The organism is Aminobacter sp. 01T433, from assembly GCF_056398585.1.
Window position 1 is genome coordinate 144,879 of the sequence record NZ_JBFTPR010000011.1, and the last position, 18,772, is coordinate 163,650.

Genomic DNA, 18,772 nt, shown 5'->3' on the forward strand with positions numbered 1-18,772 from the left:
ATGCGGGATAGTGGATGCGTTGTGGAGGACGCGCTCGCATATGATGACCGCGCCTAGGGAGCGAGAAGATCATTCCGTGAATCGCAGTCTCAGCTGGAAAACCACGACAGCGCTCAAGCCGCGCAAGCAGCCCCGACAGGAACGGTCGAGCAAGGTGGTCGACAGGATCCTCGATGCCGCCCTGATATTGACCAGGGAACAGGGCACCAAGACGCCAACGACGCTGGCGATTGCGCAGCGCGCCGGCTTGTCCGTCGGGTCGGTCTATCAATACTTCCCCAACAAGGAAGCGATCCTTCTCGACCTCGCCCGGCGCTGGCTCGGCGCCTTCCCCGAAGTGATCGCCAGGCGTATCGACGCCCCGCGCCCCGCCAACCGCGGCGAGTTTCAGCAGGAGGTCGACAAGCTCTTCGCCGACACCTCCAGGCTCTATCTCGACAACGCCAATCTGATGCCGGTCATCGAGGCCATCACCGGCAATCCCGATCTCAGGCCCATCCAGAACGAATACGACGAACAGATCATCGCCCTCTACGCCGCCTGGCTGCAGCATGTGAATCCCGCACTTCAGGACCAGGTCGCCAGCCGGCTCGGCGTGGTGATGATGGAAGTCGGCCACGTCTGCCGTCTCGTCGGGCTCAAGCGCGACCGCAAGGCCTTCGATCTCATCCAGGACGACGTCAAGACCATGTGGCTTGCCCTCGTCGACCCCTATCTCGACTTCAACTAGAACCAGGAAGGATTTTCATGAAGACAGTCTTTTCGCCGCTTCACGCCGGCCACAGCGGCCAGATGGAGCTTGTCGCGGGTGCCATCGTGCCCGGCTTCGAAAAACCCTCGCGGGCCGAGATCATCAGGACGCGGATCGAAAATCAAAAGCTGGGGGACATCCTGGCGCCCGAGGTGCACGACCTCACGGCTGCCAAGCGCGTCCATACCGCCGACTACATCGACTTCCTGCCGACCGTCTGGCCGGAGTGGGAAGCCGCCGGCAAGTCGGGCTCGGCCATCCCCTTCGCCTGGCCGACGCGCGGCCTGCGCGGCGACGTGCGTCCGCGCAACATCGAGGCCTTGCTCGGCTTCTACTCCTTCGACGGCGGCGCGAGCTTCGTCAAAGGCACGTGGGACGCCATCAAGTCGTCTTATGACGTGGCGCTGACCGCGGCCCAGCTGGTCAAGGCTGGCGAACGCAGCGCATTCGCGCTTTGCCGTCCGCCCGGCCACCACGCGGGTGCCGCCTTCATGGGCGGCTATTGCTTCATCAACAACGCCGCCGTCGCAGCCCAGTGGTTCCGCGACCAGGGCGCCAAGCGCGTCGCCGTTCTCGACGTCGACTACCACCACGGCAACGGCACCCAGGAAATCTTCTACGATCGCCCCGACATCCAGGTCATCAACCTGCATGGCGACCCGATGACCGAATATCCGTTCTTCCTCGGCCATACCGACGAGCGCGGTTCAGGCGCAGGCGAAGGCTTCAATCTCAACTACCCGATGCCCTTCGGCACCTCGTGGGAGAAGTGGAACGAAGCGCTCGAGGATGCCTGCCAGAAGCTTGCCGCCTATGCGCCCGAAATCGTTGTAGTCTCGCTCGGCGTCGACACTTTCGAAAAGGACCCGATCAGCCAGTTCAAGCTGACCAGCGCCGACTACCCCAAGATCGGTGCGCGCATCGCCAAGCTTGGCCTGCCGACACTATTTGTCATGGAAGGCGGCTACGCCGTCGACGAGATCGGTATCAACGCTGTCGGCGTGCTCACCGGCTTCGAGGGGCGGTAATTGCCATCTACGCCGTCGCGCCGCCTTGCGGTGCGGCGGCTGCCGCCTTGCGCTTGCCGAACCTCGTCAGCACATAAGCCAAGGCAAGCCCGGCCACAGCGATGCCGACCGCCAGCAGCGGCCGGTACCAGAACCACGCCACAGCGATGGTCGCCGTCCCTACTAGCAGCGCCAGCACGAAGGCGATCAGCCCCGTCCCCATGCGCACGATGCTGCCGACGAACGGGATCACATCGGCCAATACGCCGAGCGGTGCCAGCAGCAATCCGAAACCGATGGCCAGTAGAAGCAGGCAGCCGGCGCGCACCAGCCAGGTAATGATGGTGTTGGCGCTCACCGCGTTCGCGAACATCTTTTCGGCCGGCACCTTGCCGGCATCGACCAGCAGCAATTCATCGCCCGCGACCGTCTGGTAGGGCGAAAACCTGTGGCCGCTTTGCTGGCCGATCACGCTGATGTCGCCGAGCGGCACCAGCCTGTAGCCGATGCGATAGTCGCCAATAACAGGCGATGTCGGGTTGACGCCCAGGAATATCCGGCCATCGACGACGCTGATGCGCTCGGTGCCGGAATGGGCGTCCTGGATATCCGAGAGCTGGGTCGGCGATATGGTCAGCGGCTGGGCATCGCCGATGCGGTCGAGCACTGGTTCGTCCAGAACGAACGCGCCAAGCCTGCCCTCGGGGATCTGGAACGACCGCGAAGCGATCTCCATGGACGGATTCTGGTGGTTGGACGGCTGCTTGAACTCGGATGACGAGATCGGCCGGTCCTGCCATTGCTTGGCATAGCTGTAGGTGGTGACCGTCTCTTCGCCGCCGCCCAGCTTGGTGGTCGTCTCCGATTTGGAGTTCTCCACCCACTGGTACATCTCAACGTTGCGCACCAGGCGCACGCCTTCGGCCGATATTGCAAAGTCCGGGTCGCTGAGCCCTTCCGATGTGCTCATGGCCCCACTGGTATGGATGAGCTTGCCCTCATTGGCGCCATTGATCGCATCGGACGGCACCGACACCACGGCACCCGCGCCTTCGGCCAGAGAGCGCGCGGTGGTCACCGCCCTGCCTTCGTTCCAGAACAGCACCGCCACCATGGCAACGACAAGGATCAGGCCGACCAGCACGCCGCCGACCGCACGCTTGATCCGCCCGAACCATGATACGCTGGTCACTTCACGAATTTGCTCGCTCATCGCATTCCCCTGCCCGCAGTGGACGCAGCGTTATGCCTATTGTGTCAGCCGATCAATGGCGATTGTCGCGAAGCTTTCCCCAAGGTTTCCGCGAGCTTTCAACCCGCCTTGAGTCTGTCGAAGGACTCTGAATTAACTTTTTGTCAATTATGTTTGCAGAGCGATTCGCGAGCGGTTAGATTAACCACGAATCAGCCGGTCCTCGGGGGGCGCGGCGAACCACCAACTCTCTGAAATGCCGGGAATTTTCCCGGTTGAGAGCGCGTCAGGTTTCGCGCGACCAGTACGGATTCGGCCGATGGATGCCCCAGGCGTCCGCGTCGCGTTTTTACGTCAAAGTTATGGATATTTCGACCGGATCGGGCCGCCGCCCAACTCCGGTTCCCAAATGGATTCCGGCAGAAGTTTTGAGAATGACCGCCCTCGCAGCCCGCCACGAACATACGACCGTCGCAGCAAGGCTCGCATCACGCAGCGATCTCACCGCTTTCTTCATGAACCTGACCGACGAGATCGGCGCCGACGGCTACATGCTCGTCGCCATCGCCCAGGACCAGGAGCGCGACAATCTCCAGATCATCGCCTCGAACTGGATCTATGACGCCATCCAGCTTGCCGGCCATGCGCTCATCGCCGGTCTCGCCCAAGGCCCGTTCGCCAGCGCGCCGGGCGGCCGCCCGCAGAGCCTCATCGCCTCGCAGGCTCCAGGAATCCTCGGCGGCGAGGAAGCCCGCCTGCTCGACATACTCGGCCATGCCGAAATCTTCGCTCTACGCCTGCATGTCGGCCGCCAGCGCCTGTTCGTGCTGTTTTCCGCAGACGAAGCTGGCCGCATTGACCCAGCCGTCATGCCGCGCACTCAGCTCGAATGCTGCTATGCGCTGTCGCAGGCGCCCAGCATCCTGGCAGCCGCGACAATGCAGGACCCGCTCTCCGACCGCGAGCGCGAATGCCTGTTTTGGGTGTCCGAAGGCAAGACCACCGACGAGGTCGCGCTGATCCTTGGTGTGTCGTCCAACACCGTCAATTCCTACATCACCCACGCGATCCAGAAACTGTCGGCCTCCAATCGCGCCATGGCGATTGCGACCGCAATCAGGAGCGGCATCATTTGAGCTACGCCCAGGCAAAACAGCTAGGCCGCGCGTCGGACTGCCAGCAGGACATTGCGTCCGCCGCGATCGGCATGCCCGCCGTAACCCTCGCCGACGCTGCCAAGCGCTGCCGCTGGATTGCCGTCGATCTCGGGGCGCGCGATTTCGCGCTTTGCCTCGCTGGTTCGTCCGCCGACAGCAGCCGGCTCACGCCGTGCTTTGATTCCGACTATCCCAGCACCATGTCCGCTGCCCGCCTTCTCGGCGGTGGCATCGGCGAACATCTGATGCGACATGCGCGCCAGTCGACCGCGCCATGCTGGTGGGCAGACAATGCCGATGCAGCGCACGCTTTCTCAGAACTTCCCTGGACGAGCCGCATCGAGCCGCTGGCACAGAGCGGCCGCGGCATCGCCTTCCCTGTCTACACCGACCGCGGCCAGGTCGGCCTTTTCATCTTCGCCGGTCCTGAGCTTTCACCCAACCCGCAATCGCTGCATGACCTGCATGGCCGCTGCTTCCAGCTGTTTGATGCGGTGGCCCGCATCAACGCCACCCAGTCTCGCGAAATGCCTTCGATGTCGCGCCGCGAGATCGAATGCCTGAAGCTGACCTCGCGCGGCTACACCAGCGAAGAGATCGCCAAGCTGCTCAAGCTTTCGGTCCACACCGCCAATCAATATCTCACCCAGACGACGCAGAAGCTCAACGCCGTCAACCGCATGCATGCGGTCGCCAAGGCGCTGCGTCTGGGCCTGATTGATTAGACTGACACGTCACCTTAAGCCGCCTCTGCGCGCGGTGTCTCCGGCCGCCTGAGCATCGCATGCTGGATCGCGGCTGCGAGATATTCGGTGTTCTTCTCGGGCTCGGCATCGGGCTTTTCGAAGGAGACGTAGTGCACCTCGACCGAGGCATTGTTGGCGGTCATCGACAGCTGGAAATAGATCACCGCACCTTCGGGCCTGAGCTCGAGGTCGAGCACGATGCGCGGAGCACCTGTCCAGCTGACATGCGCCTCGCCGCCCAGCCCAAGGCGCAGCGCGCCTGGCATGAAATAGAGTTCAGCCGCTGAATCGACGAGATCTGCCACGTTGGCGAAATGCTCCATCCGGATGAAGGCGATGTAATCGGCCAGGTCGACGAGGCGCAATTCGCGCACCACCGGCTGGATAGCCGTTGCGACAAGGACCTCACGGGACGAAGCATGCTGCTGATGTTTCATGACTGATTGCGCTGAGCCCTGTTTCCGTAAACGATCCGCACCAGTTCGGCGACGGCCTGATAGAACTGCGATGGGATGATATTATCCACCGAAACTTGCTTGTACATGGAGCGGGCTAGAGCCACGTCCTCGAAGACCGGAATGCCGTTCTGTTCGGCGATCTCACGGATCTTCAGCGCCACCAGATCTTGCCCCTTGGCGAGCACGACAGGGGCCGCATCCTGGTCGCGAACATAGCGCAGCGCGATGGCGAAATGGGTCGGATTGGCGATCACCAGCGTTGCTTTCGGCACCGCCGTCAGCATGCGCTGGCGGGCGCGGTCGCGCGCGATGGAGCGCAGGCGCGACTTCACGATCGGATCGCCTTCCGACTGCTTCATCTCGTCCTTGACCTCTTGCTTGGTCATGCGCTGTTCCTGGAACCAGTGGAAGCGCGACCACACGATGTCGGCGACGCCGATCACCCCCATGACGAAGACGATCGCCACCAGGATATCGACGGCGATATCGCGGATGACACTTCCGAAGGCCACGGGATTGGTGATCATGCCGGCGAGCAGTCGCCGATGATCGTCCGACAGGACGAAGTACAGCACGATCATCACAAAGCAGAGCTTGGCCAGCGACTTCAGGAACTCGGCGAAGCCCTGCGCGCCGAACATGCGCGACCAGCCCTTGGTCAGCGAGATGCGCGAGGCTTGCGGGCGGATGCGTTCGCCAACGAACTGCGGGATGTTCTGGACCAGCGATGCGCCGAGGCCGGCGACCACGAGCAACAAGAACAGGCTCGCGACAGCACGCCCGACCTCGACAGCGACAGCCTGGTAGAGCTCGATCACGTCGCGTTCGGTACCAAGCGGCCAGGCTTCCGGCTGTTCGAGGAAATTCGACAAAAAGACGCCGAGCTCAGCCACCGAATCGGAGACGAAGAAGACGGTGTAGACCATGATCGCCAGGAACGAGGTGAAGATCGCGATTTCCTTGGAGACAGGCAATTTGCCTTTCTCCATCGTGTCGCGGATTTTCTTCTCTGTCGGCTCTTCTGTTTTGGAGTCTTTGTCTTCGTCCGACATCGCTCAGCAGTCCCGCGCGGACGGGATCAGGCGGCTTCTTGCGTCGTTGGCAGTTCGAGGAGACCCTCGTTCGCCATGCGCAAAGCCGTGGAGGCAATGGTCTTGCGGGCACGCAGGATGTCGGCAGGCTGGATGCCTTCCGATCCCTGGCTGAGTTCGGATTCGATCATGCGGCGCGAACGAGCGCCGATCGACGACAGTACGGCCTCGGCCAGTGGCAGCGCCGTGCCGCGCAAGGCAAGCGTGATAAGCTCGCTCGACAGCCCGTCGAACAGCGCCACGCGCGCTTTCTGCGACATCGTGGGGACATCGTCGAAGGAAAACAGCCGGGCGCGGATGGCATCGAGATCGGCCATGCCAACTTCGCGCAGGTCGCTCATCACTTCTTCGAGCTGCGACTTGTCGAGTTCGTTGAGCACGCTTGCGACGCGGGTCTGCCCGGCAGAGGTGTCCTTCTGGGCGCTTTCGGTCAGAACGCGGGTGCGGATCTGGTTTTCGACCAGCCTCGTCGCAGCTTCCGGTACGTTCGTCAGTTCCATCATCCGCTTGATGATTTCGCTGCGCGCCGGCTTTTCCATCGTCAGCACCACGCTTGCGGCATAGTTCGGCGCGAGGTTGGACAGGATCATCGCCGACGTCTGTGGATGCTCATTGGCAAGGAATGCCCCGATCTGGGCGGCTTCGAGCTTTTCGAGCTGCGGCCACACCGGCACCGTGGTGTCCTTCTTGGCCATGGGCTCGTCCTTGCCCATCAGCGCCTTCATCTCTTCGGGCGACAACGACTCGTTGAGGATCGTGTCCATCTTGTCGGCCGAATCGAGCAGGCCCGCACCCTCGGTGAACTCGGCCTCGAATTCGGCGACGATCCGTTCGAGGTCGGCCTGCGGAATGGTCTGCAGCAGCCGCGCGCCCTCGATCAGCGCCTTGAGCTCATCTTGCTTGAAGAACTTGAGCAGCCGGCTTGCCGACGGCTTGCCCATCGCCACCAGTATGGCCGCCGCCTTTTGCGGCCGCGTCAGCGTCGCCAGCGTCGTCATGCGCAAGCCTTTCGAAAAGCAAGGGAAAGCACGTTCAAAGTCCTCAGGCGGTCTTGGTCGCAGCAACGATTTCGGTCAGGCGGATGCCAAAGCGCGACGGATCGCTTTCGAGCACGGTGATTTCGCCGCGCGCGATCCTACGGCCATTGACCACCACGTCGACCGGCTCGCCGATGCGACGGTCGAGTGCGATGGTCGAGCCCTTCTGCAGCGTCATCAGATCAGCCACCGGCATTTCGGTGCTACCGAGCACGATCTGCACCTCGACTGGAATGTCGAAGATGACGCTGTTGTTGCCAACGTTGGACGTGCGGGCAATACCGGGTCGCTTTTCTTCTTCGCTCAGAACGCCACGCAGCTCTTCGATGGCGCGGTTGAGCTGGTCGTCCTCGACTTCGACTTCGGGCTTTTCGACCTCGGGCTTGGACTGCGCCTTGCTCATCGGTGTTCTCCAGTTCTGTCGTTCGCGGTGCCTCACGCTGCTTGGCAGCGCATCAGCTCAGCCCGCGACGATCCCTTCAATTGTTTCTTCGGTGGCGTCGATCGGACGCTTGATGCGTACGGTGTAGTTCTGGCCGAGCTTGCCGAACTCGCAGGCAAACAGCGTCTTGCCACGCGCGGCGATCACGGCATTGGATTGGGTGTTCTCAGCCAGTTCGATGACCTGCCCGACCGCGAGCCCGGTCAGGTCGCCGAGCGTCAAGCGCCCGAGCGGCATCGATGCTTCGAGGCGTACAGTCGAACGCATCAGCTCGTCGGAAAAGCGCGACCGCCACTCGGTCGTCGGGATTGCCTCGGCTTCCTTCTCGGCCTTTGAGCGGCGATCTTCGATCAGCACGCGCTGCGGCAGGGTCAGCACCAGCAGGCCGCGCGACACGGCCGTCGAGATCGACAGCGTGACGCGGGCAGAGGGCCCGTCGCGGAAAACATGCTTCTTCATGACAGTGCCGGTCATCGCCTCGGCCACCGGCAGCTTGACGCCGAGACCGCCGTCCGGACCTTGCACGTTCATGGCGCGCGCCACGTCCTGGAAGACCAATGTCGCAACGCTCGTCTCGATCGATGACAGCTCGCGGTCGATCGGCGCGACCTCGCGGCTCGGATCGCCACCGAACATGATATGCACCAGGATCGCCAGCGCTTGCGGATCGAGCGTCATCACCAGCCCGTCCGGAGACGTCTGGGTGATCGCGACCGACATGGCCTGGTTGCTTTTACCCGCCTTGGCATCGGCCATGCGGGCGAGCTTGACCTCGACCACCTCGACGAAGATCTGCTCCGGTAGCACTTCGCTCAAATACTTGGCAATCAAAGGTGACGAGCGCTCGGCCAGACGGCGGGCGGCCGAATGCACCTTGGCCGGCTCGCCGGTGTCGCCCAGAAGGCGCTCGATCACGATGTCGCGTGGTTCCGCCGGGCTTGCCGTGGTGTTCATGGCTTGCGATGCCCTTTGTCAGCGTCCCGCATCGGTCAGGCCGCCTTCTTTTCGGTATTGCCGGTGTTCAGCGTGCTCTGCTCCACCGCATCGATCGACGGACGATCGTAAGACGAGATCGTCTTGCGGCCGAACTCGATCGCCACCTGCGGCAGCGAGCCGTTCATGTAGGCAAGCAGCGTCTGCTTCACGACGATATAGAGGCGGTTCTTCTTCTCGCGGACCGTCTTGACCTTGGTGGCGATCGGGTTGACCACCGAATAGGACAAGAAGATGCCAAGGAAGGTGCCAACAAGAGCCGCACCGATCAGGCCGCCGAGGATCTCGGGCGACTGGTCGAGCGCGCCCATCGCCTTGACCACGCCGAGCACGGCGGCAACGATGCCGAGCGCCGGCAGACCGTCGCCGACCGCGACAAGCGCGTGATAGGACTTGAGCTTGTCGGCACGGATGGTCTGGATTTCCTCGTCCATCAACGCTTCAATCTCGTGCGAACGTGCATTGCCGATGATGATGATGCGGCAATAATCGCAGATGAAATGCGTCAGATCGTAGTTTTTCAGCACCGTCGGGAAAGCCTGGAAGATCGCCGACTCGTCCGGATTGTCGATATGGGCTTCGACTTCCGAACGCGTCTTGGTGCGCAGTTCGCGCATCAGGGAATGCAGCACGCCCAGCGTTTCAAGATAGTCCTGCTCTTTCGGCACCGCCTGCTTGAAGGCTTCCATGATGCCCCTGCCGGTGTCCTTGACGGTGGCCATCGGGTTGGCCACGAGGAAGGTGCCAAGGGCTGCGCCGCCGATGATGACGAGCTCCCAGGGCTGCATCAACACGTTTAGATGTCCGCCCATCGCCATGAAGCCGCCAAGCACACAGCCCAGCGTCACGACGAGTCCGATCAGAATGCCCACAGGCAGGTCCTTCCGCATTCAAAGCACTATGCAGACACAGATAGCTTGCGTGCCTTGTGTGAGGCTTGAAGGAACGCAGCAAAATGATTCAGCCTCGCGCAAGCATTTGAGCGTAGCCTCCCCCGACTATCCTGCGGCGGAAGGGCTATTGTCATGCTCAATACCTATACAAGCTATCACCTGATCGCGAGGGACATCGGCAAGGCAATCGACCGCGTCGAGTCCCAGCCCACCGTCGAGCGCGAGACCGAATACTATCTGAAGAACATCAAGAACGTGAAGTCGATCGACGAGTTCGTCAAGAACGACCGTCTGTTCAAATACGCCATGAAGGCGCACGGTCTCCAGGACATGGCCTACGCCAAGGCGTTCATGGTCAAGGCGCTGAAGGAAGGCATCACCAGCAAGGACAGCTTCGCCAACAAGCTGACCGACAAGCGCTACGCCGAATTCGTCAAGAGCTTCAATTTCGCCGAACTCGGCGCGCAGGCCACCACCTACAACAAGGCCCAGCAAGGTGCCGTCAGCCAATATCTGATCAAGGCAGAACTGGGCGGCCTCGATCCCAAGTCGGAAGCGGTCCAGAAAGAGGTCAAGTACTACCTCGACAACATCGTCAAGGTGAAGTCCTCCAAGGATCTGCTGGGTGACGACAGGCTGTACAAATTCGCCATGACATCCTTCGGCATCGAATCTTCGATCCCCAACAAGGAGATGATGGAGAAGGTCCTGGCTGGTGGCGTTCGAGATCCGAAAAGCTACGCCAACCAGATGACGAACAAGAACTACGCCGCCTTCGCCAGCGTCTATAACTTCGAGGCCTATGGCGAGAGTGCCACCACCATCAATCCCTCCCAGAAGCCGGCCGTCGACAAGTTCATGCGCCAGACGCTGGAGGAAAACGCCGGCAAGGACAATGAAGGCGTGCGCCTGGCGCTCTATTTCGAGCGTAAGGCATCGACCATCACCAGCTTCTACCAGGTGCTTGCCGACCCCGCCCTCGCCAAGGTCCTGCGCACGGCGCTTGCTCTGCCCGAGTCTTTCGCTGGCGCCAACATCGACCGCCAGGTCGCGCTGTTTGAGAGCAAGCTCAAGGTCGAGGACTTCTCCGATCCCAAGAAGCTCGGCGAATTCATGAAGCGCTTCACCAGCCTTTGGGAAATCAACAACCCCTCCTCACCGGTGCAAGCCTCCGTCGGCGTGCTTTTCGGCGGCTCGCCGGCCGCTGGCGTATCGACCGACCTGCTGTTTGCCATGCAAAAGCTGAGGTTCTGAGGACATCATGCAAAACGGTCTCTACGTCGCCCTCTCCGCCCAGGTCGCACTCGAAAAGCGCCTCAACACCATCGCCGACAACGTCGCCAACGCCTCCACCGTCGGCTTCCGCGCCACTGGCGTGAAGTTCGAGGACGTCGTCTCCGGCCTCGGCCAGAAGTCGGTGTCCTTCACCTCGCCCGGCGACACCTATCTCTCGACCCAGCACGGCGGCATGCGTGAAACCGGCAACCCGTTCGACTTCGCCATTCGTGGCGACGCCTGGTTTGGCATCGACACGCCCGCCGGCGTGGTGATGACGCGCGATGGCCGCTTCTCCATGACCCAGGACGGCCAGCTCGTCACCGTCGAGGGCCACCAGGTACTCGACGCCGGCGGCGCGCCGATACAGCTCGACCCGCGTGCTGGTCCCCCGACAGCGGGTGCCGACGGCGCGCTGCGCCAGGGTGACCGCCTGGTCGGCGCCATCGGCCTCTACGACTTCAACCCCGGCATCAACTTTGTCCGCTATGGCAATTCGGGCGTTGTGCCACCGACACCGCCCCAGCCGGTTGTCGACCGCATGAACGCCGGCATCGTCCAGGGCTTCGTCGAAGAGTCCAACGTCAATCCGATCAAGGAGATGACCAAGCTCATCATGGTGCAGCGTGCCTTCGAAAACACCGCCGCCCTGATACGCCAGAACGAAGCCTCGTTCTCCGACGCCATCAAGACGCTCGGCTCGAAATAAGTGAGCACGTCCCTGACCGCCATCCGCAACGGGCCACAGCCGGTCCACGACAACCGGCTCGAGGCGCTGGAGCGTATCCAGAACCGCTTCACTGACGACCGCCTGCTGGTCAGGCGTGGTGGCAGGGTCACCGAAATCGCGCCAACCCACTACAAGGTCGGCGGCCTGTCCGCGAGCGCGCGGCTCGGCGACATCGTCGAGCACCGCGGGCACGGCCGCAACCGCCGGGGCGAAATCGTCCAGATCGCTCGCGACGAAGTGCTGGTCGCCCCTTATGAGAGCAGCGCCGAGGTGGGTGTCGGCGATGCCGTCTTCACCCGCGGCCCGATCGCCATTACCCCGCATCCGAGCTGGCGCGGACGCGCCATCGACGCCCTTGCACGCCCCATCGACGGTGGTGCACCGCTGATCCGCAACGCCAAGCAGGACGCGGCCGAAGCCGTGCCGCCGGCAGCGCTTGCCCGCCAGCGCGTCGAAACCGGCTTCATGACCGGTGTTCGTGTCATCGACATCTTCACCCCCCTCTGCTTCGGACAGCGCATGGGCATCTTCGCCGGCTCCGGTGTCGGCAAGTCGACGCTGCTGGCCATGCTCGCCGGCGCCGATGCCTTCGACACCGTCGTCGTCGCCCTGATCGGCGAGCGTGGCCGCGAAGTCCGCGAATTCCTTGAAGACACCATCGGTGCGGCCTCCATGGCCAAGACGGTCGCGGTCGTTGCCACCTCCGACGAGAGCGCGATGATGCGCCGCCGTGCGCCCGACACCGCCATGCGCGTCGCCGAGCATTTCCGCGACCGTGGCGACCGCGTGCTTCTGGTTTTGGATTCGATCACCCGCTTTGCTCACGCCCTGCGCGAGGTCGCGATCGGTGCCGGCGAACCGCCGGTCGCGCGTGGCTATCCCGCATCCGTCTTCACCGACCTGCCCAAGCTGCTCGAGCGCGCTGGCCCCGGTATGGAAGGCACCGGCTCGATCACCGCGATCATCTCGGTGCTCGTCGACGGCGACGACCATAACGATCCGGTCGCCGATTCCGTCCGCGGCATCCTCGACGGCCACGTCGTGCTCGACCGCTCGATTGCCGAGCAGGGCCGCTATCCGCCAGTCAATCCGCTGTCTTCGATCTCGCGTCTGGCCGGCAAGGCCTGGACCCCGGAACAGCGCCAGCTCGTCAGCAAGCTCAAGGCGATGATCTCGCGTTTCGAAGACACTCGCGACATCCGCCTGCTCGGCGCCTACCAGGCCGGCGCCGATCCGGAGCTCGATCTCGCCGTGCGCCAGGTTCCGGTGATCTACGAGGCACTCGGCCAGTCGCCTGCCGATAGGCCTTCGCTGGATCCGTTCTCCGATCTCGCACGTCACCTGAAAGCCAAGGATAGAGCCCATGTTCAGGCGGAATGACCCGGCAAGCGTGTTCCTCGAAATGATCGGGAGCAAGGACAAGCCGCTCACGCTGCTCCAGCGCCTCGGCTTGAAGCGCTCGCCGCTGACCATCACCCCAAGGCGCGAAAAGCGCGACCGCAGCAGCGACTTCGTCATCGCTGGCCTCGGCATCGCGCTCGGTCTCACCTGCGCGCTGTTTCCCTGGTACATCTTCTTCAACCAGGAGAAATTCGGCGTCCGCGCGATGAAATTCTCCGGAGGCGGCCAGAACCAGCAACCGATTCCGCTCGCCATGGGCCAACAGGTCAACCGCATAGGCGCGCCGATGTCGGTCGAAGATATTCCGCCGATGAAGCTCGACCTCTTTGCCACCGGCTCGCTGCGCCGCGACAAGGACGACGAGGTTGGCGTTCCGGGCGTTACCGAACAGCCCTTCCCCGGACCGAAGATCGAATTCAAGCTCGTTCATATCGCCAACGGCCGAGCCATGGTCGAAGACGATGCCGGCGTCTGGATCGTCCAGCGCGGTTCGCCGCTGCCCGACTCGAGCCGTGTCGCCTCGATCGAACAGCGCGACGGCAAATGGGTGCTCGTCACCTCGCGCGAAGAGGTCTTCCACGTCTCGCCTTGAGCTGGTTTTGCCGAAGGGCCGCCGCGCAAGGCCCGCGCAAGACTGACGCAATAGTGTTTGGAAATCTGCTCGGAGATTTCCATGGACCCCGTCAACCTGTTCGATCTGGCCGCCCAGCAGGCACGCTGGCTTTCGGTGCGCCAGAACACCATCGCCGGCAACGTCGCCAACGCCAACACGCCTGGCTATCGGACCAACGAGATCGAGCCCTTCGAGCGCGTGCTTGACCGTTCGCGGGTCGCCATGACGTCGACCCAGAAGGGCCACCTCACCGGCGGCGCCACCGAAGCAGGCTACGCAGTCAAGCCCGAAGAACCCAAGCACGCCGTCCTGCCATCCGACAACACGGTGGCGGTCGAAGACGAGCTCATGAAAGCCGGCGAAGTCCGCCGCTCGTTCGAGCTCAACACGGCCATCGTCAAGGCCTTCCACCGCATGATCATGCTCAGCACAAAGGCCTGACAGGGATGGACCCGCTCGTTTCAGCACTCAAGGTCGCAGGCTCCGGTCTCGGAGCCCAGTCCGAACGCCTTCGCATCGTTTCGGAAAACCTTGCCAACGCCCAGTCTACCGGCAACACGCCCGGTGCCGACCCCTATCGCCGCAAGACTGTCAGCTTCGCTGCCGAGCTCGACCGGGCAACTGGCGCTTCAACCGTCGAGGTCGCCTCGATCGGCCATGATCAGTCGGCGTTTCCGCTGGAATTTCAGCCCGGCAACGAGGCCGCCGACGCCAGCGGCTTCGTCAAGATGCCCAACGTCAATGTCATCATCGAAATGGCTGACATGACCGAGGCCAACCGTTCCTATGAAGCCAACCTGCAGGTCATCAAGCAGGCGCGCGATCTCATTTCCATGACCATTGATCTTATGAGGGGCCAGTAATGATCGGCAGCATCAGTCCAATCGGCACGCAACTACTGAGCAAGCCGACGAGCGTCGTGCCCGAGGCAGGCGCGGCCGCAACTGGCGGCGTCGGCTCGTCCTTCGCGGCAGCCCTTGCGGACGCCGCAGCTCAGACCAAGGCCACCTTGCACAAGGCAGAGCAGCTCTCGCTTTCCGGCCTCCAGGGCAAGGCCGACACCCGTGAGGTTGTCGACGCGGTGATGAGTGCCGAGCAGGCGCTGCAGGCGGCCGTCGCCATCCGCGACAAGATCGTCACGGCATATCTCGAAGTCAGCCGCATGGGCATCTGAGGAACATCCCGATGAAAGCGCTAGCCATTGCCGCTACGGGCATGAATGCCCAGCAGACAAATCTCGAGGTGATCGCGAACAACATCGCGAACATCAACACCACCGGCTATAAGCGCGCCCGCGCCGAATTCTCCGATCTGCTCTATCAGGTGGACCGCCTGCAGGGCGTGCCCAACCGCGCCAATTCGGCGATCGTGCCGGAAGGCGTCAGCATCGGCCTCGGCGTCAAGACGGCGGCCGTCCGCAACGTCCACATCCAGGGCGGCCTGACCAGCACCACCAACGAGTTCGACCTCGCCTTGTCAGGCAAGGGCTGGTTCCAGATCGAAGGCGCCGACGGCCAGACGCTCTACACCCGCGCCGGCTCGTTCAACAAGAACGCCACCGGCCAGCTGGTCACCGTCGACGGCTTCAACGTCGTCCCGGCGATCACCGTGCCGCAGGATGCGGTCGAGGTCATCGTCAACAATTCCGGCCAGGTCTTCGCCCGGCTCGACGGCCAGGCAGCGCTCCAGCCGCTCGGTCAGCTGACGCTCGCCAACTTCGCAAACGAGGCCGGCCTGATGCCGCTCGGCGACAATCTCTTCCAGGAAACCGAAGCTTCAGGTGCCGCCAATGTCGGCATCCCAGGCGATCCCGGCTACGCCACGATCAAGCAGGGCTACCTGGAAAACTCCAACGTCGACCCGGTCAAGGAAATCACCGAGTTGATCTCGGCGCAGCGCGCCTACGAGATGAATTCCAAGGTCATCCAGGCAGCCGACGAAATGGCCGCTGTCGTCTCCAAGAATATTCGGTGAGCATCATGCGGCGACGGAACGCCCTCCTCCATATCCGCACGGCGGTCCTCGCGTTCGCCATGCTTGGCGGCGCAGCGCAGGCGGCCGACCAGGAGGTCGTGCTCGTTCCCAACCGCGTCATCTACCCCGGCGAGGCGATCGCCTTGTCCGCGCTCAAGGAAGTCACGCTCAAGCCGGGCAAGGTTCGCCCCGACGCGGTCGCGACGCTTGCCAAGGAGCTCGACGGCAGGGTCGCCAAGCGCACGCTGCTGCCCGGCCGCTATATTCCCGTCAACGCGCTGCGCGAGGCCTGGCTGGTCGACCGCGGCGCCTCCGTCCAGGTCGTGTTCGCTGCGGGTGCTCTTTTGATCTCGGCCGCCGGCGTCACGCTTGAACCGGGTGCTGCCGGCGACCTAGTCAAGGTCCGCAACATAGACAGCGGCAAGGTCCTCAGCGGCACGGTCATGGCCGACGGCTCGATCCACGTGGGTGCCATATGATCCGCAGACTGTTGCTCGCGGCAGTCGCCGTTCTTGGCCTCCAGAGCGCGTATGCCGACGGGCCCGACGGCGTTCCGGCGTCCGAGCTGGCAGCACGTGCCGGCAAGGCTGGCGGCGACGATGCCTTTGGCGCCGGTGACGGCGGACGGCAGACCACGCTCAACAGCGGCGGCGCGCATCTCATCAATGTCCGCATCAAGGACGTCGCCTCGCTACAGGAATCCCGCGACAACCAGCTTGTCGGCTACGGCCTCGTCATCGGCCTGCCTGGCACAGGCGACAGCCTGCGCAACTCGCCCTTCACCGAACAGTCGATCCGCGCCATGCTCGAAAATCTCGGCATCGCCTCGGAAGACGGCCGCCTGCGCGTCAAGAATGTCGCTGCGGTGGTTGTCACGGCCAACATGCCGGCCTTTGTCCAGTCCGGCGCCCGCATCGACGTCAACGTCTCCTCGCTCGGCGATGCCACAGCGATTTCAGGCGGCACGCTGGTAATGACGCCGCTCAAGGCACCGGACGGCGAGATCTATGCCGTCGCCCAAGGCTCGCTGCTGGTCGGCGGCTTTGCCGCGCAAGGCAATGCCGAAAAGGTGATCCAGGGCGTCCCGACCGCCGGCCGCATCCCCAACGGCGCCATCGTCGAGCGCGAGGTCAAGGCCCGCTTCGGCGACGAGAACGTTCTGACGCTGCAGCTCTTCAATCCCGATTTCTCAACAGCGGTCCGTATCGCCGACGCCGTCAACGACTACGCCCGCCACCGTTTCGGCAAGCGCGTGGCCGGCGAGCAGGACTCGCGCACCGTCGTCATCCGCAAGCCCGAGGGTGTGTCGACCGCGCGCTTTTATGCCGAGCTCGAAAACCTGATGGTCATGTCCGACAGCCCGGCCCGGGTCGTCGTCGACGAGCGCACCGGCACCATCGTCATCGGCAACGAAGTCAAGATCTCGCGCGTCGCCATCAGCCACGGCACGCTCACGGTCCGCATCACCGAGCAGCCGCGCGTGGTCCAGCCCGAGCCGTTCGCGCGCGGCCAGACCGCCATCGAGGACTTCACCGTTATCGAGACGGAACGTCCCGACTCGAAGCTCGCCATGCTCGACGGCCCCGATTTGCAGACGCTGGTCGCCGGTCTCAACCGCCTCGGCGTCAAGCCGGACGGCATCATCGCAATCCTCCAGGGCATCAAGTCGGCCGGCGCGCTGCAAGCCGACCTGGTGGTTCAATAGGCCATGGCCATGACAACAAGCCATTTCCAGATGTTCTCCCGCCAGGCCCTCCCCGCTGCGGCACTGGCCATCGTCCTTGCCGGCGGCGGCTTGGCTCACGCCGAACAGATGCTCGCCCAGGGCACGCCCACTCAGGTCATGCCGCGCGAGGTCAAACCGCAAGTTTCGCCCGAGCACACCGCGACAATCCCGCCAAACACGGTCGAGCCGAGCGAAGTCGAGCGCTTCTGCTCCAACATCGCGGACGCTGCCCGCGACCGCCGCTACGCGCTTCAGGCCGAAGAGCTGAAGAAGCTCCAGGCCGAAGTCGACAAGCGCATTGCAATGCTCGAGGAGCGCAAGACCGAATACGAGACATGGCTGAAGCGCCGCGAGGTCTTTTTGGCCCGCGCCGAAGAAGGCGTCGTCCAGATCTATTCGCGCATGAAACCCGATGCCGCCGCTGAGCGCCTGGCGGTCATGAACATCGACCTCGCCGCCGCCATCCTGATGAAGCTCGACGCCCGCAAGTCCAGCGTCATCCTCAACGAGATGGAAAGCAAGTCGGCGGCCGAGCTTACCCGCATCATGGCAAGCGCATCCCGCCGGGAAGACCCAACATGACCAGAAAAGTCCTTCTCGCGGCCATGCTCGCAAGCCTCGCCGGCTGTGCCACCGACCTCAAAGAAATCAACAAGGAGCCGACGATGTCGGCGGTTGGTTCCGGCATCGAGGATGGCAGCTCGTCAATGTATCGCTATCCTGAATCGCCCTCGGCCCCGCCCAAGCGTTTCTCGCTGTGGCAGGACAAGCAGAGCCGCCTGTTCACCGACCCGCGCGCGCTCCAGCCCGGCGACATTTTGACCGTCAGGATCGAGATCGACGACAAGGCCCGCTTCAAGAACGAGTCCGAGCGCCAGCGCACGTCCAGCCGTGGCCTGGGCATGGGCCTCGACCTCGAATGGGACGGGGCTGGCACCAGCGGCTCGGCTGATGGAAACATCGACTCGAAAACCAAGTTCACAGGCGACGGCGCCACCGCGCGCTCCGAAAAGCTGAACCTGCTCGTTGCCGCCGTCGTCATGGAAGTGCTGCCTAACGGCAACATGATGATCCGCGGCTCGCAGGAGGTTCGCGTCAACGCCGAGCTGCGCGTGCTGACCATCGCCGGTATCGTGCGCCCGACCGATATCGGCCCGCACAACACCATTCCTTACGAGCGCATCGCCGAAGCCCGCATCTCTTATGGCGGTCGCGGCCGCATCTCCGAGGTCCAGCAGCCGCCCTATGGCCAGCAGTTCCTCGACCAGGTCCTCCCCTTCTAGGTC

The 18,772-nt window shown here is 63.2% G+C and carries 23 protein-coding genes; 16 read left to right on the forward strand and 7 right to left on the reverse strand.

Annotated features, from left to right (window positions below; translation table 11 throughout):
- The first annotated feature begins 76 nt into the window (after nt 1-76).
- Together AC1DLV_RS19745 and AC1DLV_RS19750 are read left to right on the forward strand one after the other, a co-directional pair.
- Entirely contained in the window at nt 77-730 is a 654-nt protein-coding gene (locus AC1DLV_RS19745; RefSeq protein WP_476801624.1) for a TetR/AcrR family transcriptional regulator, read from the forward strand.
- Between the two features lie 17 nt (nt 731-747).
- The gene (locus AC1DLV_RS19750; protein WP_476801625.1) at nt 748-1,779 is read left to right on the forward strand and encodes a histone deacetylase family protein; all 1,032 of its coding nucleotides are present in this window, start codon (nt 748-750) and stop codon (nt 1,777-1,779) included.
- Nucleotides 1,780-1,786: 7 nt separating this feature from the next.
- Here AC1DLV_RS19750 and AC1DLV_RS19755 read toward each other — a convergent pair whose 3' ends face one another.
- Nucleotides 1,787-2,971 carry a TMEM43 family protein gene (locus AC1DLV_RS19755; RefSeq protein ID WP_476801626.1) on the reverse strand — a complete coding sequence of 395 codons (1,185 nt, stop codon included), beginning with the start codon at nt 2,969-2,971 and terminating at the stop codon, nt 1,787-1,789.
- A gap of 413 nt (nt 2,972-3,384) precedes the next feature.
- Here AC1DLV_RS19755 and AC1DLV_RS19760 point away from each other — a divergent pair, with 413 nt between their 5' ends.
- Nucleotides 3,385-4,086, forward strand: coding sequence for a helix-turn-helix transcriptional regulator (locus AC1DLV_RS19760; RefSeq protein ID WP_476782484.1), 702 nt, complete (start codon nt 3,385-3,387; stop codon nt 4,084-4,086).
- Entirely contained in the window at nt 4,083-4,832 is a 750-nt protein-coding gene (locus AC1DLV_RS19765; protein WP_476801627.1) for a helix-turn-helix transcriptional regulator, read from the forward strand. Before AC1DLV_RS19760 ends, AC1DLV_RS19765 begins: the two co-directional genes overlap by 4 nt.
- 14 nt (nt 4,833-4,846) lie before the next feature.
- Here the strand turns inward: AC1DLV_RS19765 and AC1DLV_RS19770 are convergent, their stop codons facing one another.
- From AC1DLV_RS19770 to motA, 6 genes are read right to left on the reverse strand one after another with little or no spacing between them, the layout of a single operon-like run.
- On the reverse strand, nt 4,847-5,290 hold the full coding sequence (locus AC1DLV_RS19770; protein WP_476801628.1) for a hypothetical protein: 444 nt from the start codon (nt 5,288-5,290) through the stop codon (nt 4,847-4,849).
- Nucleotides 5,287-6,363 carry a flagellar biosynthesis protein FlhB gene (flhB, locus tag AC1DLV_RS19775; protein WP_476801629.1) on the reverse strand — a complete coding sequence of 359 codons (1,077 nt, stop codon included), beginning with the start codon at nt 6,361-6,363 and terminating at the stop codon, nt 5,287-5,289. Before flhB ends, AC1DLV_RS19770 begins: the two co-directional genes overlap by 4 nt.
- A gap of 26 nt (nt 6,364-6,389) precedes the next feature.
- Nucleotides 6,390-7,400 carry a flagellar motor switch protein FliG gene (locus AC1DLV_RS19780; protein WP_476801630.1) on the reverse strand — a complete coding sequence of 337 codons (1,011 nt, stop codon included), beginning with the start codon at nt 7,398-7,400 and terminating at the stop codon, nt 6,390-6,392.
- A gap of 43 nt (nt 7,401-7,443) precedes the next feature.
- Entirely contained in the window at nt 7,444-7,842 is a 399-nt protein-coding gene (fliN, locus tag AC1DLV_RS19785; RefSeq protein WP_476801631.1) for a flagellar motor switch protein FliN, read from the reverse strand.
- A gap of 57 nt (nt 7,843-7,899) precedes the next feature.
- Nucleotides 7,900-8,835: a FliM/FliN family flagellar motor switch protein gene (locus AC1DLV_RS19790; RefSeq protein ID WP_476801632.1), complete on the reverse strand. Its 936-nt coding sequence runs from the start codon at nt 8,833-8,835 to the stop codon at nt 7,900-7,902.
- A gap of 35 nt (nt 8,836-8,870) precedes the next feature.
- On the reverse strand, nt 8,871-9,746 hold the full coding sequence (gene motA / locus AC1DLV_RS19795) for a flagellar motor stator protein MotA (RefSeq protein WP_476782491.1): 876 nt from the start codon (nt 9,744-9,746) through the stop codon (nt 8,871-8,873).
- Between the two features lie 153 nt (nt 9,747-9,899).
- On the opposite strand from motA, the gene AC1DLV_RS19800 reads away from it, so the two are divergent.
- The 12 genes from AC1DLV_RS19800 (at nt 9,900) to flgH (ending at nt 18,769) form a co-directional block, all read left to right on the forward strand.
- Nucleotides 9,900-11,021, forward strand: a complete 1,122-nt coding sequence (locus tag AC1DLV_RS19800; RefSeq protein WP_476801633.1) for a DUF1217 domain-containing protein — start codon at nt 9,900-9,902, stop codon at nt 11,019-11,021.
- Nucleotides 11,022-11,028: 7 nt separating this feature from the next.
- Nucleotides 11,029-11,751, forward strand: a complete 723-nt coding sequence (flgF, locus tag AC1DLV_RS19805; protein WP_476836216.1) for a flagellar basal-body rod protein FlgF — start codon at nt 11,029-11,031, stop codon at nt 11,749-11,751.
- Nucleotides 11,752-13,152 carry a flagellar protein export ATPase FliI gene (fliI, locus tag AC1DLV_RS19810; protein ID WP_476801635.1) on the forward strand — a complete coding sequence of 467 codons (1,401 nt, stop codon included), beginning with the start codon at nt 11,752-11,754 and terminating at the stop codon, nt 13,150-13,152. It begins immediately after the preceding gene.
- Nucleotides 13,136-13,765 carry a hypothetical protein gene (locus AC1DLV_RS19815; RefSeq protein ID WP_476784982.1) on the forward strand — a complete coding sequence of 210 codons (630 nt, stop codon included), beginning with the start codon at nt 13,136-13,138 and terminating at the stop codon, nt 13,763-13,765. Before fliI ends, AC1DLV_RS19815 begins: the two co-directional genes overlap by 17 nt.
- Before the next feature lie 81 nt (nt 13,766-13,846).
- Entirely contained in the window at nt 13,847-14,227 is a 381-nt protein-coding gene (gene flgB / locus AC1DLV_RS19820) for a flagellar basal body rod protein FlgB (protein WP_476801636.1), read from the forward strand.
- Nucleotides 14,228-14,232: 5 nt separating this feature from the next.
- Nucleotides 14,233-14,649, forward strand: a complete 417-nt coding sequence (gene flgC, locus AC1DLV_RS19825; protein WP_476801637.1) for a flagellar basal body rod protein FlgC — start codon at nt 14,233-14,235, stop codon at nt 14,647-14,649.
- Nucleotides 14,649-14,960 (forward strand): flagellar hook-basal body complex protein FliE, encoded by a 312-nt coding sequence (gene fliE / locus AC1DLV_RS19830; RefSeq protein ID WP_476801638.1) that lies wholly within the window; start codon nt 14,649-14,651, stop codon nt 14,958-14,960. Before flgC ends, fliE begins: the two co-directional genes overlap by 1 nt.
- 11 nt (nt 14,961-14,971) lie before the next feature.
- Nucleotides 14,972-15,760, forward strand: coding sequence for a flagellar basal-body rod protein FlgG (gene flgG, locus AC1DLV_RS19835; RefSeq protein WP_476801639.1), 789 nt, complete (start codon nt 14,972-14,974; stop codon nt 15,758-15,760).
- A 5-nt stretch (nt 15,761-15,765) separates the two neighbouring features.
- Nucleotides 15,766-16,239: a flagellar basal body P-ring formation chaperone FlgA gene (flgA, locus tag AC1DLV_RS19840; protein ID WP_476801640.1), complete on the forward strand. Its 474-nt coding sequence runs from the start codon at nt 15,766-15,768 to the stop codon at nt 16,237-16,239.
- A complete protein-coding gene (locus AC1DLV_RS19845) occupies nt 16,236-17,465 on the forward strand; it encodes a flagellar basal body P-ring protein FlgI (RefSeq protein WP_476801641.1) in 1,230 nt (409 codons plus the stop codon). Before flgA ends, AC1DLV_RS19845 begins: the two co-directional genes overlap by 4 nt.
- 3 nt (nt 17,466-17,468) lie before the next feature.
- Nucleotides 17,469-18,068 carry a MotE family protein gene (locus AC1DLV_RS19850; RefSeq protein ID WP_476801642.1) on the forward strand — a complete coding sequence of 200 codons (600 nt, stop codon included), beginning with the start codon at nt 17,469-17,471 and terminating at the stop codon, nt 18,066-18,068.
- Nucleotides 18,065-18,769 (forward strand): flagellar basal body L-ring protein FlgH, encoded by a 705-nt coding sequence (flgH, locus tag AC1DLV_RS19855; protein WP_476801643.1) that lies wholly within the window; start codon nt 18,065-18,067, stop codon nt 18,767-18,769. Before AC1DLV_RS19850 ends, flgH begins: the two co-directional genes overlap by 4 nt.
- Nucleotides 18,770-18,772: the final 3 nt, after the last annotated feature.